Raw genomic sequence first — 13,595 nt, 5'->3', positions numbered from 1 at the left:
GGGCCGTGGGCCTCGGGCGGACGTCGTGCGCGGCGTCAGGCCGAGCGCTGGCGGGTGCGGAAGGCCTGCGTCGCGAGCCAGCCCATGACGACCGCCGCGAGCGCGAGCAGCCCGAGCCGACCCCACACCACGCCCCAGTCCGGCGAGGCGGCGAGCGCCTCGCGCCCCGCGACGACGGCCCAGTCGAACGGGTTGTACCGCGCGACGTCGGCCACCCAGTCCGCGGACAGACGCGTGTCCATCACGGCGGACGACAGGAACATGAGCGGCAGCGTGATGAGCTGCGAGATGCCGATGAGCGCCTCCTGCTGCCCGGTGAGCAGGGCCATGGCGTTGCTCAGGGCCGAGAAGAGGGCCGTGAGCAGCACGACGGCGAGCAGCAACGCGAGGACGCCGAGCGTCGTCTCGCCGGGCGTGCTGCCGAACCGCGCGCCGCACAGCCACGCGACCGCGAGCACGACGAGCGCCTGCCCGACCGCGATGACGGCCTGGTAGATCATCGTCGACGCCATGAGCGCGCCGCGCGACGCCGGCGACGTGAGGAAGCGGTCCATGACGCCGCGGTCCATGTCCTGCACGTACGACGTCCCGGCCCACGCCGCCCCGAACATCGCCGTCATCATGACGACGCCGGGCGTGATGAACTCGAGGTACGTCCCGCCCGTGGAGAACCCGGGGATCTCGACGACCGCCTGGAAGAGCTGCCCGAACAGCAGCAGCCAGATCATGGGCTGCACGAGGTTCATGACCATGAACACGGGGATGCGCGCGCCCTGGCGCAGCGCCCGCGCGGTGAGCAGCCCGGTGTGCACGACGGCGGTCATGCCGCCACCCCCTCGACGGTCGCGCCGGCATCGGCTCCCGGGCGGCCCCCGGCCGGCGCGTCCGCGGAGGACTGCGCGGCCGTGAACGTGCGGCCCGTGTGCCGCAGGTACACGTCGTCGAGGCTCGGGCGCGCGAGCGTCGCCGACGCGACGGGGAGCCCCGCGGCGTCGAGCGCGGTGAGGACGGCGGGCAGCGCGACGGCGCCCGAGTCGGCCCGGGCGCGCAGGGTGCGGCCCTCGACGTGCACGTCGCGGACGCCCGCGCACGTGCCGACCGCGGCGGTGACGCGGGCCGCGAGGGCGGCACCGCCGTCGGGCAGCCCGGACGCCGCGGCGGTCGGGGCCGCGAGCTCGACGACGATCCCGTCGCCGCGCAGCTCGTCCTTCAGCGCGTCGGGGGTCCCCGCGACGGCGACGCGGCCGTGGTCGACGATCGCGAGGTTCGCGGCGAGGCGGTCGGCCTCGTCCAGGTAGTGCGTGGTGAGGAGGATCGTCATCCTCTCGCGCGCGGTCATGCGCTCGATCTCCGCCCACATCTCGGCGCGCGCCTCGGGGTCGAGCCCGGTCGTCGGCTCGTCGAGGAACAGGACCTGCGGCCGGTGCACGATCCCCATCGCGACGTCGAGCTTGCGCGCCATGCCGCCGCTGTACGTCTTCACGAGGCGGTCGGCCGCGTCCGCGAGGGAGAACCGGTCGAGCAGCTCGGTCGCCCGGGTGCGGGCGGCGCGCGCGCCGAGGCCCTGGAGCCGGCCCGCGAGGACGAGGTTCTCGCGCCCGGTGTCCATGGGGTCGGTCACGGGCTTCTGCGCGACGTAGCCGATCGCGCGCCGCACGCGCTCGGGCTGGCGCGCGACGTCGATGCCGGCGACGGTCGCCGTGCCCGAGTCCGCGCGGCTGAGCGTCGTGAGGATCTTGGCCGTCGTCGACTTGCCCGCGCCGTTGGGGCCGAGCAGGGCGAACACGGTCCCCGCGGGCACGGCGAACGACAGGCCGTCGAGCGCGTGCACGGGCGGGCGGCCGCGGCCGCCCGGGTAGGTCTTGCGCAGGTCGACGGCGTCGATCGCCGTCTCCCGCGCGCGGGTGGTGGAGGGCACGATGAGGCTCCTTGTGTCGGGAGCCGTCTCGCCGGGGGTGGCCTCTCCAGCGCGGCTAGCATGGGAGGGCCCTGGGTGACTGTTGACGCAGCAGTTCCGTCGGTTCCGGCGGGACGACTCGGGCTCGGTGGTCCGGATGTTGGCGCATCCGGGCCACCACTCTTTCTCCGTCGCGGGCGCGGCGCCCCCCCGGGGGGGGCGCGCGCCGGTGGTTCAGGGGGTGAGGTCGGCGGGCAGGTGGCGGCGCACGACCTCCTCGATCTCCTCGGGCGAGGCACCCGCGGCGCGCAGGCGCGCCATCTCGGCCCAGCCGTCCTGGCCACCGACCTCGCCCGCCTCCAGGCGTGCGGCGAACCGGTCGATCCACGTGCGCTCCGCGCGCAGCATGGCGAGCCGGTAGTCGGCCTCGACGAGGAAGATCTCGGGCAGCCCGGCCGCCGCGGCGCCGGCGAGCCCGGCGTCGCGCGTGCGGATCTCGTTGTCGAGCGACGCGAGGCGCGCGCGCAGGAGCGCCGCGACCTCCTCGGGCGAGAGCATCGCGATGAGCGACAGCCCCGCCTCGACGTCTGGGTACTCCTTGGACGGCACGGCGAGCAGCTCGCGCAGCCACGCGGCTGCCTCGACCTTGCCCGCCTCCGTGATCTCGTAGACGACGCGCTCGGGCCGGTTGCCCTCGCGCTCCGAGTGCGACGGCGTGATGAAGCCGTGCTTCTCGAGCGACTTGATGACGGAGTACAGCGAGCCGAAGTTGAGCCGGATGCTGTCGTCCTTGCCCCGCTCGCGCAGGGTCGTCGTGATCTCGTACGGGTACATCGGTCGCTCGGCGAGGCTCGCGAGCACGGCGAGCGCGAGCGGGTTGGACACGGGACGACGGGACATTGCTCACCTCCGAATACTTGATTCAGAGTATTCGACATCGGTTGTTCGCGCAAGAGTCCCCCCTTCCACCGGTCGAGCATGCCGGCCGTCCGGGCGTCGGGGCGGGCGGCTCGCATGCTCGGCGCGGCGGACCCGCCTGGTCGCCGCCGACGCAGGGCTCGACGACGGTCGTCGCGCATGATGGGTCCATGCAGATCCGCGTCGCCGCCTACGCCGTGATCGTCCGTGAGGACGGGAGGATGCTCCTCCCCCACTGGAGCGAGGGAGGCCGCGACGGGTGGACCCTGCCCGGCGGCGGCATCGACCCCGGCGAGCACCCGGAGGCCGCGGCCGTCCGCGAGGTGCGCGAGGAGACCGGCTACGACGTCGAGCTCGACGGCCTGCTCGGCGTCGACAGCATCGTGATCGACGCCGAGGACCGGCTGCGCGCCGAGGACCGCGACCGGTCGCTCCACGCGATCCGGATCGTCTACCGCGCCCACGTGGTGGGCGGCGGGCTGCGCGTCGAGGAGGACGAGTCGACCGACGACGTCGGCTGGTTCACGCCCGACGAGGTCGACGCGCTCCGGCGCGTGGGGCTCGTCGACCTCGGCCGGCGCTGGGCGGGCCTGCTCCCCGTGCCGTCGTGACCCGGCCCGGCCGTGCCGGTGCGCGGCGCCACCCCCGTGCGACGACGCGGGCGCTCGCCACCGGCGTCCTCGCGCTCGTCGTCCTCGCCGGGTGCACGCCCGACGACGGCACGTCCTCACCGAGCCACGGCCCGGTCCCGACGACCCGGGCGGACGGCACGTCCGGCGAGCCCGGCGACGACGGCACAGCAGAGGCAGGTGGCGACACGACTGCGGACCCCACGGTCGTGCGGGTGCCCGTCGGCTCGGCGACCGTCGAGGTCGCGGCGCCCGCGCTCGCGTCGACCGCGGAGGGCGAGGGTGCTCCGGCCGCGACTGTCTCCCCGGGCGAGGAGGGCGCGTCGGACGTCTCGCTCGTGCTCGCCGACGCCCCGGCTCTGGTCTCGGTCGAGCACGGCTCGCTCGTGCGCCACCCGGACGGCACCCTGACCGTCCTGGACGACGCCGGCACGCCCGTCGGCGGGCTCGACGCCCCGCGCGTCGTCGGTCCGCCCGCACCCGACGCCCCCGGCGTGCGGGTCGCGCTCCTGGATGCCCACCGCGCGGAGGTGACGCTCGCGCCCGCGACCGGGACGCCGTCGGGCACCACGCCGGACGCCTCGTCCGGTGCCGACGAGACGAGCGGGACCGACACCGGCCCGCCCGCGGCCTGGGACGTCGTCGTGACGCTGGGCACGCAGGCGGTGCGGAGCACCGACTGGGGCGAGCGCGAGGGCGGACGGTCGCTCGCCGTCGACCCGACCGCGTGGGCGCGCGCCGCGGGCCAGGCGGGCCAGGAGCTCGTCTGGGCGCAGGTCGTCGCGGCCGAGCCGGAGGCCGACACGCCGACGATGCACGACCAGCTCGTGTGCCACGCGGTGGGCGCCCCGGACAAGGCGACGTGGAACCTCGAGCCGTGGCGGCCCGACGTCGGGCTGCTCGCCACGATGGCGGCACGCTGCAACCCGACCTGACCGGCAGCGCCCGTGCCGCGCCGAGCACGACGTCGCACGCGGTCGAGCACGACATGGGGGTCGTTCTCAGGTCCAGAACGACCCCCATGTCGTGTTCGGCGGGATCGGGGACCGGACGGCAACGGCCCGGGCGGCACGACGGCTGGTGGGCGTCGTGCCGCCCGGGCCCGACCTCGGCGGCGGTACCGCTCCGCCTGCTGTGCCGAGGACGTTCCGGGGACGGGCCGGTCAGGGGCCGGCCGCCATCAGGTCAGTGGGCCTGGGGGCCGCCCTTCGCGGCCTTGCGCAGCGACTTCTCGCTCCGCGGCTCGTCGCCGCTCGCGCGCAGGCGCCGGTAGTAGTCGCGCGCCTCGTCCTGGCGCTCCTTCTCGATGCCGGTCGCGATCGTCGCGCGCAGGTGCTCGGGGCCGTACCCCCACGCGTCGACGAGGTCCTGCGCGTGCGGGCGCAGGCGGTCGATGAGGCGGTCCAGGTAGCTCGTGACCGTCCGGGCGCGCTGCGTCGAGAGACGACCGTTGAGCAGGTACCACGCGAGGTGGCGCTCGACGAGGCTCAGGCCGAACAGGTCGCGCACAGTCGTGAGGACCTCGCGCGTGCCCGCGTCCTCGATCGTCTCCAGCGCCTGCGTGAAGGCCTCCCAGCGCAGCAGCTCCGCGTGGGCCCGCGCCGCCTCGACGAGCTCGACCTGGTGGGCGTTGAAGAGGTTCGTCACCGTCTCCGGGTCGGCCTTCTGGGCGGGACGCAGCGCCTGGGCCACGTCGGCGACCATCGTCTCGACCCGGTCGGTGAGCAGCGCACGCTGCGTCTCGGGGTCGCGCAGGTGGCCGGCGGCGCGGCGCGGGTCGCCGACGTCGGCGAGCGCCTGCGCGGCGCGCTTGAGCGGCGTGCGGTGCAGGGCCATGTCGCCCGCGCGCTCGACGACGACGCGCGCCATCTGGCCCGGGGTGATGCCCTTGAACTGCTTGCCGTAGTCGGCGAGCAGGCGCTTGGCGACGAGCTGGAGCAGCACGGTGTTGTCGCCCTCGAACGTCGCGTAGACGTCGAGGTCGGCGCGCAGGCTCGTGATGCGGTTGGCCGTGATGAACCCGGCCCCGCCGCACGCCTCGCGCGTCTCCTGGAGCACGTCGAGCGCGAACCGCGTGCTCGTCGCCTTGAGCGCGGCGGCCGTCGTCTCGAGGTCCTCCCGCTGCTCCGGGGTGTCCTCCTCGCCCGAGAACACGGAGTGGAACAGGTCGAGCAGGCGGTCGTGCGCGAAGTGCGCGGCGTACGTCTCCGCGATCGGCACGATCAGGCGGCGCTTGTGCGTGCCGTAGTCGAGGAGCACGACCTCCTCGGTGGCGCTCGCCCCCGTGAACTGGCGGCGCTCGTTCGCGTACCGCACCGCGATCGCGAGGCCGAGCTTCGAGGCCGTCACGGCGGCGCCGTCGAGGGACACGCGCCCCTGCACGAGCGACCCGAGCATCGTGAAGAACCGGCGTCCCGGGCTCTCGATCGGGCTCGAGTACGTGCCGTCGGCGTCGACCGAGCCGTAGCGGGCGAGCAGGTCGGTGCGCGGGATCCGCACGTGGTCGAAGTGCAGTCGGCCGTTGTCGATGCCGTTGAGGCCGCCCTTCTGGCCGTCGTCCTCGCCACCCACGCCCGGCAGGAACGGCAGGCGCCCGAGCTCGTCGCGCTCCCCCTCGACGTCGCGGATCGGCACGTAGAACGCGTGCACGCCGTGGTTGACGTTCTTCGTGACCAGCTGCGCGAACACGACCGCCGCGACGCCGTGCACGCCCGCGTTGCCGAGGAACTCCTTCCACGCCCCGCGGAACGGGGTGTGGATGACGAACTCCTCGGTCTCCGGGTCGTAGGTCGCGGTGGTGCCGATGCTCGCGACGTCGGACCCGTGGCCGATCTCCGTCATCGCGAACGCGCCGGGCACCGAGAGGTCCATCGCGCCCGGGAGGAGGCGGTCCTGCTGCTCGGGCGTGCCGAGGTGCAGGATCGCCGCACCGAACAGGCCCCACTGGACGCCCGCCTTGATCTGGAGCGACGGGTCGGCCGCGACGAGCTCCTCGAACCCGGCGAGGTTGCCGCCCGCGTCGTCCGCGCCGCCGAGGCGCTCGGGGTACCCGCGCCAGACCTGCCCCTTGCCGACGAGCAGGCGCATCTGCTCCAGCACGCGCTCGCGGTGCTCGCGCAGGGTCAGGCCCTCGATGCGCTGGAACGCCTCCTCGCCCGCGGTGGCGCGCGCCGTCGCGCGCAGGTCCGCCCACCGGCCGAGCAGAAGCTTCTCGAGGGAGGCGACGTCGACGCGGGCCTCGCCGTGCGGCGTCGCGCTCGCGTCACCCGTGGTCGACGCGCGCTGCGCGAGGGCGGGACGGTCGGACGTGGCGGTCATGGGATCTCCTTGAGTTCTGAGGCGGTCGCCGGGTGCTCAGGGCGGTCGGTGGCGGGGCGGACGCCGTCGCGACGGGTCGCGGGCGACGTGCGCCGGTCGCCGTGGGAGCGGGGGGTGCCCGGGTTGTGGGAGAGGACGCCGACCGGCCCGGCCCAGAGCCAGGCGGCGACGCGCTCGGTGAGCTGCTCGCGGTCCGGGACGTCGGCCCGGTCGCGATGGCCGAGCCACCACTCCCCGGCGCCCCGCACGAACCCGACGGCGCCCGCGGCCCAGGCTGCGGCGTCGGCGGGAGAGACGTCGGTGACGCGCGCGAACGGCTCGGCGACGAGCTCGATCACCGAGTCGAGGAACGCCGCGAGGGGTGCGCGGCTCGCGCCGGTCGTCCCGTTCGTGAGCCCGCTCGCGGCGAGCTGCGCGGCGGGCTCCTCCGTCCCCGCGACGGCGCTCGTCCGGGTGACGAAGTAGTACACGTTCGGCGAGCTCTCGATCATCTCGAGGTAGACGCCGACCATCGCGCGCAGCGCGCGCTTGGGGGTCTCGGCCGACTCGGCGGCCTGGGTCAGCGCGTCGTGCATCTGCCCCACGACGGCGGAGCCGAGCGCGACCTGCAGTCCCGTCTTGTCGTCGAAGTAGCGGTAGATGATCGACTTCGACGTCCCTGACGCCGCCGCGATCTCGTCCATGGAGACCCCGGGGCCCCCGCGGTGCACGGCCTTGCTCGCCGCCCGGATGAGCTCCGCGCGGCGCGCCGCCCGGTGCTCGTCCCAGCGGGTCGACCGGCCGTCCACCGCCGCGCCCGGCTGCACCCGTCCTCGGGTGGCCGCTCGCGCGTCGGCACCTGTGTTCACGTCGCCCTCCGTTGCGCCCGACCTCGATGTCGTCGGTGCCTGTTCCGCGGCACCGCGTCGGGCAGGGCACGGCCCTGTGACCCGACTCACGAAACCGAGAGTATCAGGTACTCTTGGTATTGGACACCAGCCGGCCCTCTCCCCTCGCCTCCGCGCGGCGTCGACCGCGGCATCGCCGTCGATCTCGTGCAGAGGCTCACTCCCGGGCCGGGACCGACGCAGCGCAGCGAGCACGGACAGGAAGTGAGGCACAGTGGCCAACCGCACCAGCCCCCGCCAGACCCCCGAGCAGGCCCCCGAGCACGTCCCGGCGACCAGCACCCCGGGCGCCCCCCGCGACGCCTGGGTCGTCGGCGGGAACCGCATCCCGTTCGCGCGCGCCGGCAAGAAGTACTCGTCCGCGAGCAACCAGGAGATGTTCACGGCCGCGCTCGACGGGCTCGTCGCGCGCTTCGGCCTCCAGGGCGAGCGGCTCGGGGAGGTCGTCGGCGGCGCCGTGCTCAAGCACTCGCGCGACTTCAACCTCGTCCGCGAGTCCGTGCTCGGCTCGTCCCTCTCCCCCGAGACCCCCGCCTACGACCTCCAGCAGGCCTGCGCGACCGGCCTCGAGGCGACGATCGCCGTCGCGAACAAGATCCGGCTCGGCCAGGTCGAGTCGGGCGTCGCGGGAGGCTCCGACACCGTGTCCGACGCCCCGATCGCCGTGAGCGAGGGCCTGCGTCGCGCGCTGCTGGAGGCGAGCCACGCCAAGACGTTCGGCCAGCGCGTCAAGGCGTTCGCCAAGGTCCGCCCCGCCGACCTCGCGCCCCTGACCCCCGCGACGGACGAGCCGCGCACCGGACTGTCGATGGGCGAGCACCAGGCGATCACGACGGCACGCTGGGGGATCGAGCGCGAGGCGCAGGACGAGCTCGCGCTCGCGAGCCACGAGCACCTCGCGGCCGCGTGGGACGCCGGGTTCTTCGACGACCTCGTCACCCCCTTCCGCGGCCTCGTGCGCGACGACAACCTGCGCACCGACTCGTCGCTCGAGAAGCTCGCCGCGCTCAAGCCCGTGTACGGCAAGCGCCTCGAGGGCGTCACCCCGACCATGACCGCGGGCAACTCGACGCCGCTGACCGACGGCGCGTCGACCGTCCTGCTCGCGTCGGCCGACTGGGCGCGCGAGCGGGACCTGCCGCTCCTCGCGCGCGTCGTCGACGCCGAGACCGCCGCGGTCGACTTCGTGCACGGCCACGAGGGCCTCCTCATGGCCCCCGCGCACGCCGTCCCGCGCCTGCTCGCGCGCAACGGCCTCGCGCTCGGCGACTTCGACCTGTACGAGATCCACGAGGCGTTCGCCTCCACGGTCCTCACGACGCTCAAGGCCTGGGAGGACGACGAGTACTGCCGCACCGAGCTGGGTCTCGACGGCGCGCTCGGGTCGATCGACCGCTCGCGGCTCAACGTCAACGGCTCCTCGCTCGCCGCGGGCCACCCCTTCGCCGCGACCGGCGGCCGCATCGTCGCGACGGCGGCCAAGCTCCTCGCGCAGCGCACCGCCGAGACCGGGGCGCCCGCACGGGCGCTGATCTCCGTGTGCGCCGCGGGTGGTCTCGGCGTCGCCGCGATCCTCGAGTCCGTCCCCGCGACCGACACCCCCGCCTGACGGCCCGACGACCCGAGAGGAACCACCGTGACCGACTCCTACGTCCAGGCCGTCAACTCCGGCTTCACGAAGACGCTCGCCAAGAAGCTGGGCCTCCCGCGCCCCGCGGTCCTGCGCCGCTTCCGTGCGGGCGACCCGCTCACCGTCGGGCCCGTGCTCGTCCTCGGCGGGACGCCAGGCGTGCGCGACGACGCCGACCGCGTCGCCGAGGCCCTGCTCGCCTGGGACCTCGACGTCCGCCAGACCCCGGACGACACGACCCGCTGGGGCGCGGTCGTCGTCGTGCTCAGCGAGATCGAGCGCCCGGAGGACGCGTCGGCGCCCGTCATGGCGCTCTCGGCGACGCTGCGCCGCCTCGCGCCGAACGGCCGCGTCGTGACGATCTCGCGCGCCCCCGCCGACACCGACTCTCCCGAGCTCGCCGCCGCCCGCGAGGGCGTCGACGGGTTCCTGCGCTCCGTCGCGAAGGAGCTGCGCTACGGCGCGACCGGCAACGGCATCCAGGTGACCGACGACGCCCCCCTCGACAGCCCGAGCGTCCTCGCGACCCTCCGCTTCTTCCTGTCCGCCAGGTCCGCGTTCGTCGACGGCCAGCTCCTCCGGGTCGGCGCCGCCACGCCCGCGGACCAGGGCTCTCCCTCGGCGGGTGGGACGGCCGCCGGAGCCGACCAGCCGCTCGCCGGCAAGGTCGCCGTCGTGACCGGCGCGGCGCGCGGCATCGGCGCGCAGGTCGCCCGGACGCTCGCGCGCGACGGCGCGAAGGTGGTCGTGGTGGACGTGCCCGCGGCGGGCGAGGCGCTCGCCAAGGTCGCGAACGAGATCAGGGGCACGGCGCTGCAGCTCGACGTGACCGCCGACGACGCGGGCGCGCGCATCCTCGAGCACGCCCGCGCGCGGCACGGCGGGCTCGACGTCCTGGTGCACAACGCGGGGATCCTGCGCGACAAGCTGCTCGCCAACATGTCCGCGGACAAGTGGGACGCCGTGATCGCGGTGAACCTCGCCGCGCAGCTCCGCATCACGGAGTACCTGCTCGGCGCGAACGGGTTCTCGTCCGCGCCGCGCGTCGTGTCGCTCGCGTCGACGAGCGGCATCGCGGGCAACCGCGGCCAGGCGAACTACGCGTTCTCGAAGGCGGGCGTCATCGGCCACACGCGGGCGTTCGCGCGTCGTCTCGCCGAGGTCGGGGGCACGGCGAACGCCGTCGCGCCGGGGTTCATCGAGACGGACATGACGGCGTCGATCCCGTTCGTCCAGCGCGAGGTCGCGCGTCGCGTCGCGTCGCTCCAGCAGGGCGGCCAGCCCGTGGACGTCGCCGAGGCGATCGCGTTCCTCGCGTCGCCCGGGGCCGCGGGCGTCAACGGGCAGGTGCTGCGCGTGTGCGGGCAGAACGTGGTGGGCCGGTGACCGCCGCGCCCAGGTCGCCCGACGGCGCCGCTGCCGCTCCCGCCGGGACCGCCCCCGCGCGCGTCGAGACGCTGCCCGCGATCCCGGGGCTCGGCGGGCTGTACGTGCGCGGGGTCGCGGCGTCGGGCCGGATCGCGGCGGCGCACCGCCTCCCCGGGGGCGGCGGCCGACGCGACCTCGCGCTGCCCGACGTCACGTACCGCGTCGCGGGCGTGCCGACGGGCGACGACGCCGCGCCCGGCCACGTGGGCAGCGCCGCGCACCTCGCGCGGTACGCGCGCCTCGTGGGCGAGGCCCCGTCGGAGGTGCTGCCCGCCGGGTACCTGCACGTGCTCGGCTTCCCCCTCGCGACGGCCGTCATGGTCCGGACGGACTTCCCGCTGCCGCTGCTCGGCATGGTGCACCTCGCGAACGCGGTGTCCGTGCTGCGTCCGGTGCGGCTCGGGGACACGCTCGAGGTGCGCGCCTGGGCGGAGCGGCTGCGGCCGCACCGGCGCGGGGTCCAGGTGGACCTCGTCACCGAGGTCTCCGTCGAGCGCACCGACGACGAGCGCGCGGCGGGCAGCGGCCTGTCGGCGACGACGCTCGCGTACCGCGGCGTCTCGACGTACCTCGCGAAGGGCGTCACGCTCCCAGGCGACCCGGCGGACGAGGACACCGAGGCCACCTCGGGCGTCGACGCCTTCGTCGCGCCGCTCCCGACGGCGCGCTGGGCGCTCGGCGCCGGGACGGGCCGCGCGTACGCGGCCGTCTCCGGCGACCGGAACCCGATCCACACGTCGGGGCTCGGCGCCAAGGCGTTCGGGTTCCCGCGCGCCATCGCGCACGGCATGTACACCGCCGCGCGGGCGCTCGCCGAGTCGGGGCCCCGCCGCGGTGACGCCTACGACTGGACGGTCTCGTTCGCCAAGCCGGTCCTCCTGCCGAGCACCGTCGACGTGGCGCTGCGCCCGGCGGGCGACGTGCCCGCCGCGGTGCGGGACGCCGTCGGGCAGGTCCCGCCCGCCGTACCGGACGGCGCGGGCGACCCGACGACGGGCGTCGTCTACCAGGCGTGGGACGGCAAGGGCCGCCTCCACCTCGCAGGCCGGGTCACCCCCCGCCCCTGACGCCCCGCTGCCGAACACGGGGTTGGTGTCGCTGTCGAGCGGATAGCGACACCAACCCGTTCTCGACGCCACGGAGGCTCGTGCTCGGCGAGCCCGCCGATCAGGCCAGACGGGCCAGCAGGCCGTCGCGGACGGTCGGCCACTCGTCGAGCAGGACCGAGAAGTAGGCGGTGTCCTGGCGCGACCCGTCGGGCGCGACGCGGTGGCTGCGGAGCACGCCCTCGGGCACGGCGCCCAGACGCCGGATCGCGCCGATGGACCGGCTGTTGCGCGCGTCGGCCCGCAGCGCGACGCGCGCGACGCCCAGGTCCTCGAACGCGTGCCGCAGCAGCAGGTACTTGCACGCCGGGTTGGTCACGCCGCCCCACCACTCGCGCGCGTAGAACGTCGAGCCGAGCTCGATCCGGCCCTGGGAGGGCACCCACTCGTAGAGGGACGTCGACCCGCGGACGACGTCGGCGCCGTCGGTCGCGGCATCGGTCCCGGGGCCGACGACGGCGAACGCGAGCCTCCCGGGGGCGGCGACGGCGTCCCGGACGTACCCGGCCATCGCGTCGGTCCCGCTCGGCACGCGGCTGGACATGCCGGCCCAGATGCCGTCGTCGACGAGCGCTCCGAGCGCGGGCGCATGGCTCTCGTCGAGCGGGACGAGGCGGACTCCGAAGCCTTCGAGGGTGGTGTCGTGCAGCACCCGCACATCCCACCACACCCGGGGTGCCCGACCGCGTGCGAGCGACCGGGACCGTGCCTACGGTCGAGCGGTACCGACGAGAGGAGCACTCATGGGACTCGGAGACAAGGCCAAGCACGCCGCCGAGGAGGCGGGTGGCAAGCTCAAGGAGGGCGCGGGCAAGCTCACGGACAACGAGCGGCTCGAGGCCGAGGGCAAGAAGGACCAGGCGAAGGCTGACGTCAAGCAGGCGGGCGACGACGTCAAGGACGCGTTCGACCGCTAGTCCCTGCCCCTGATCTGCTCGCGAGGGCTCCGCTCCGGCGGGGCCCTCGCGGCGTTCCGCGTCCGCGGCACCGCCGTCGAGCCTGCCGGCCGGGGCGACGGGTCTACGACGCGGCGAGCGGGAGCGGGGCCACCGGGTGCGCCGGGGCGAGCACGGGCACGACGCGTGGCGCGTTGATGCGCTCCAGGAGGCCGACCTCGACGGTCGGCCACTCGGGCGCGAGGATCGAGAACATCACGGAGTCGGCGCGCGTCCCGTCGGGCGCGGTGCGGTGGCCGCGCATGACGCCCTCCTCGTAGGCGCCGAGCCGCCGCATGGCCCCGAGCGAGCGCGTGTTGCGCGTGTCGACGCGGAAGCCGACACGGTGCACGTCCCACGTCTCGAACGCGTGCCGCAGCAACAGCCACTTGGTCACGGGGTTGACGAGGCTCCCCCACGTGGAGCGGGCGTAGAACGTCCGGCCGACCTCGACCCGGCGGTCGACGAGCGACAGGTCGCGAAACGCCGTGCTGCCGAGCACGTCGCCCGGGGCCCCGTCGGGGCCGGTGGCGCGCACGACGAAGCCCGTCAGGTCGGGCGCGGCGCGCGTCGCGGCCACCAGCTCGGCCATCCCCGCGACCCCGAAGGGCATGGGGATGCTCATGCCTGACCACATCGCCTCGTCGACGAGGCCGGCCAGTGTCTCAGCGTGCTCCAGGGCCAACGGCTCCAGGCGGAAGCCGTGCCCCGAGAGGACGACGTCGTGCAGCACAGCGCATATCAGAGCACACGCGGACGACGCCGCCAAGAGGCTCCGGCGACACGGTGGACAACGCTCGTCGACGCTCGGGTGAACAGCTGCCCGAGCGGCCGCGAGAGAGCGACG

General features: G+C 75.0%; 13 protein-coding genes. 6 read left to right on the top strand and 7 right to left on the bottom strand.

Going from position 1 to position 13,595, the window contains the following annotated elements:
• Positions 1-35: 35 nt before the first annotated feature.
• From ABRQ22_RS16270 to ABRQ22_RS16260, 3 genes are all read right to left on the bottom strand, one after another.
• Complete coding sequence (locus tag ABRQ22_RS16270) at positions 36-824, bottom strand: ABC transporter permease (protein ID WP_253055175.1); 789 nt, start codon at positions 822-824, stop codon at positions 36-38.
• On the bottom strand, positions 821-1,918 hold the full coding sequence (locus ABRQ22_RS16265) for an ATP-binding cassette domain-containing protein (RefSeq protein WP_253055174.1): 1,098 nt from the start codon (positions 1,916-1,918) through the stop codon (positions 821-823). The genes ABRQ22_RS16270 and ABRQ22_RS16265 overlap by 4 nt, the downstream gene beginning before the upstream one ends.
• Before the next feature lie 213 nt (positions 1,919-2,131).
• Positions 2,132-2,782 (bottom strand): PadR family transcriptional regulator, encoded by a 651-nt coding sequence (locus ABRQ22_RS16260; RefSeq protein ID WP_353707471.1) that lies wholly within the window; start codon positions 2,780-2,782, stop codon positions 2,132-2,134.
• Positions 2,783-2,985: 203 nt separating this feature from the next.
• On the opposite strand from ABRQ22_RS16260, the gene ABRQ22_RS16255 reads away from it, so the two are divergent.
• The gene (locus ABRQ22_RS16255; protein ID WP_290445700.1) at positions 2,986-3,426 is read left to right on the top strand and encodes an NUDIX hydrolase; all 441 of its coding nucleotides are present in this window, start codon (positions 2,986-2,988) and stop codon (positions 3,424-3,426) included.
• Complete coding sequence (locus ABRQ22_RS16250; RefSeq protein WP_253055172.1) at positions 3,423-4,379, top strand: DUF2599 domain-containing protein; 957 nt, start codon at positions 3,423-3,425, stop codon at positions 4,377-4,379. Before ABRQ22_RS16255 ends, ABRQ22_RS16250 begins: the two co-directional genes overlap by 4 nt.
• A gap of 250 nt (positions 4,380-4,629) precedes the next feature.
• Here ABRQ22_RS16250 and ABRQ22_RS16245 read toward each other — a convergent pair whose 3' ends face one another.
• Together ABRQ22_RS16245 and ABRQ22_RS16240 are read right to left on the bottom strand one after the other, a co-directional pair.
• Complete coding sequence (locus tag ABRQ22_RS16245; protein WP_353707470.1) at positions 4,630-6,762, bottom strand: acyl-CoA dehydrogenase; 2,133 nt, start codon at positions 6,760-6,762, stop codon at positions 4,630-4,632.
• Positions 6,759-7,610: a TetR/AcrR family transcriptional regulator gene (locus ABRQ22_RS16240; protein ID WP_353707469.1), complete on the bottom strand. Its 852-nt coding sequence runs from the start codon at positions 7,608-7,610 to the stop codon at positions 6,759-6,761. Before ABRQ22_RS16240 ends, ABRQ22_RS16245 begins: the two co-directional genes overlap by 4 nt.
• Positions 7,611-7,863: 253 nt before the next feature.
• On the opposite strand from ABRQ22_RS16240, the gene ABRQ22_RS16235 reads away from it, so the two are divergent.
• From ABRQ22_RS16235 to ABRQ22_RS16225, 3 genes are read left to right on the top strand one after another with little or no spacing between them, the layout of a single operon-like run.
• Entirely contained in the window at positions 7,864-9,258 is a 1,395-nt protein-coding gene (locus tag ABRQ22_RS16235) for an acetyl-CoA C-acetyltransferase (protein WP_353707468.1), read from the top strand.
• Positions 9,259-9,285: 27 nt separating this feature from the next.
• On the top strand, positions 9,286-10,665 hold the full coding sequence (locus ABRQ22_RS16230) for a 3-oxoacyl-ACP reductase (RefSeq protein WP_353707467.1): 1,380 nt from the start codon (positions 9,286-9,288) through the stop codon (positions 10,663-10,665).
• Positions 10,662-11,774, top strand: coding sequence for a MaoC/PaaZ C-terminal domain-containing protein (locus ABRQ22_RS16225; protein ID WP_353707466.1), 1,113 nt, complete (start codon positions 10,662-10,664; stop codon positions 11,772-11,774). The genes ABRQ22_RS16230 and ABRQ22_RS16225 overlap by 4 nt, the downstream gene beginning before the upstream one ends.
• A gap of 100 nt (positions 11,775-11,874) precedes the next feature.
• On the opposite strand, the gene ABRQ22_RS16220 is transcribed toward ABRQ22_RS16225, so the two are convergent.
• Positions 11,875-12,465: a GNAT family protein gene (locus tag ABRQ22_RS16220; protein ID WP_353707465.1), complete on the bottom strand. Its 591-nt coding sequence runs from the start codon at positions 12,463-12,465 to the stop codon at positions 11,875-11,877.
• A 91-nt stretch (positions 12,466-12,556) separates the two neighbouring features.
• Between ABRQ22_RS16220 and ABRQ22_RS16215 the strand changes: the two genes are divergently transcribed.
• On the top strand, positions 12,557-12,730 hold the full coding sequence (locus tag ABRQ22_RS16215; protein ID WP_047233613.1) for a CsbD family protein: 174 nt from the start codon (positions 12,557-12,559) through the stop codon (positions 12,728-12,730).
• Between the two features lie 103 nt (positions 12,731-12,833).
• On the opposite strand, the gene ABRQ22_RS16210 is transcribed toward ABRQ22_RS16215, so the two are convergent.
• Positions 12,834-13,481, bottom strand: a complete 648-nt coding sequence (locus ABRQ22_RS16210; RefSeq protein WP_353707464.1) for a GNAT family protein — start codon at positions 13,479-13,481, stop codon at positions 12,834-12,836.
• Positions 13,482-13,595 lie beyond the last annotated feature (114 nt).

It is taken from the genome of Cellulosimicrobium sp. ES-005 (genome assembly GCF_040448685.1).
Classification (GTDB): Bacteria; Actinomycetota; Actinomycetes; order Actinomycetales; family Cellulomonadaceae; genus Cellulosimicrobium; species Cellulosimicrobium cellulans_G.
Note: the sequence above shows the minus strand (reverse complement) of the source record. Positions and strands in the feature narration are given on the sequence as shown.

What these genes read in the sequence shown, in the direction of transcription:
- ABRQ22_RS16270 (WP_253055175.1), bottom strand. Translation starts at nt 824, where the DNA reads ATGACCGCCGTCGTGCACACCGGGCTGCTCACCGCGCGGGCGCTGCGC.
- ABRQ22_RS16255 (WP_290445700.1), top strand. Translation starts at nt 2,986, where the DNA reads ATGCAGATCCGCGTCGCCGCCTACGCCGTGATCGTCCGTGAGGACGGG.
- ABRQ22_RS16245 (WP_353707470.1), bottom strand. Translation starts at nt 6,762, where the DNA reads ATGACCGCCACGTCCGACCGTCCCGCCCTCGCGCAGCGCGCGTCGACC.
- ABRQ22_RS16215 (WP_047233613.1), top strand. Translation starts at nt 12,557, where the DNA reads ATGGGACTCGGAGACAAGGCCAAGCACGCCGCCGAGGAGGCGGGTGGC.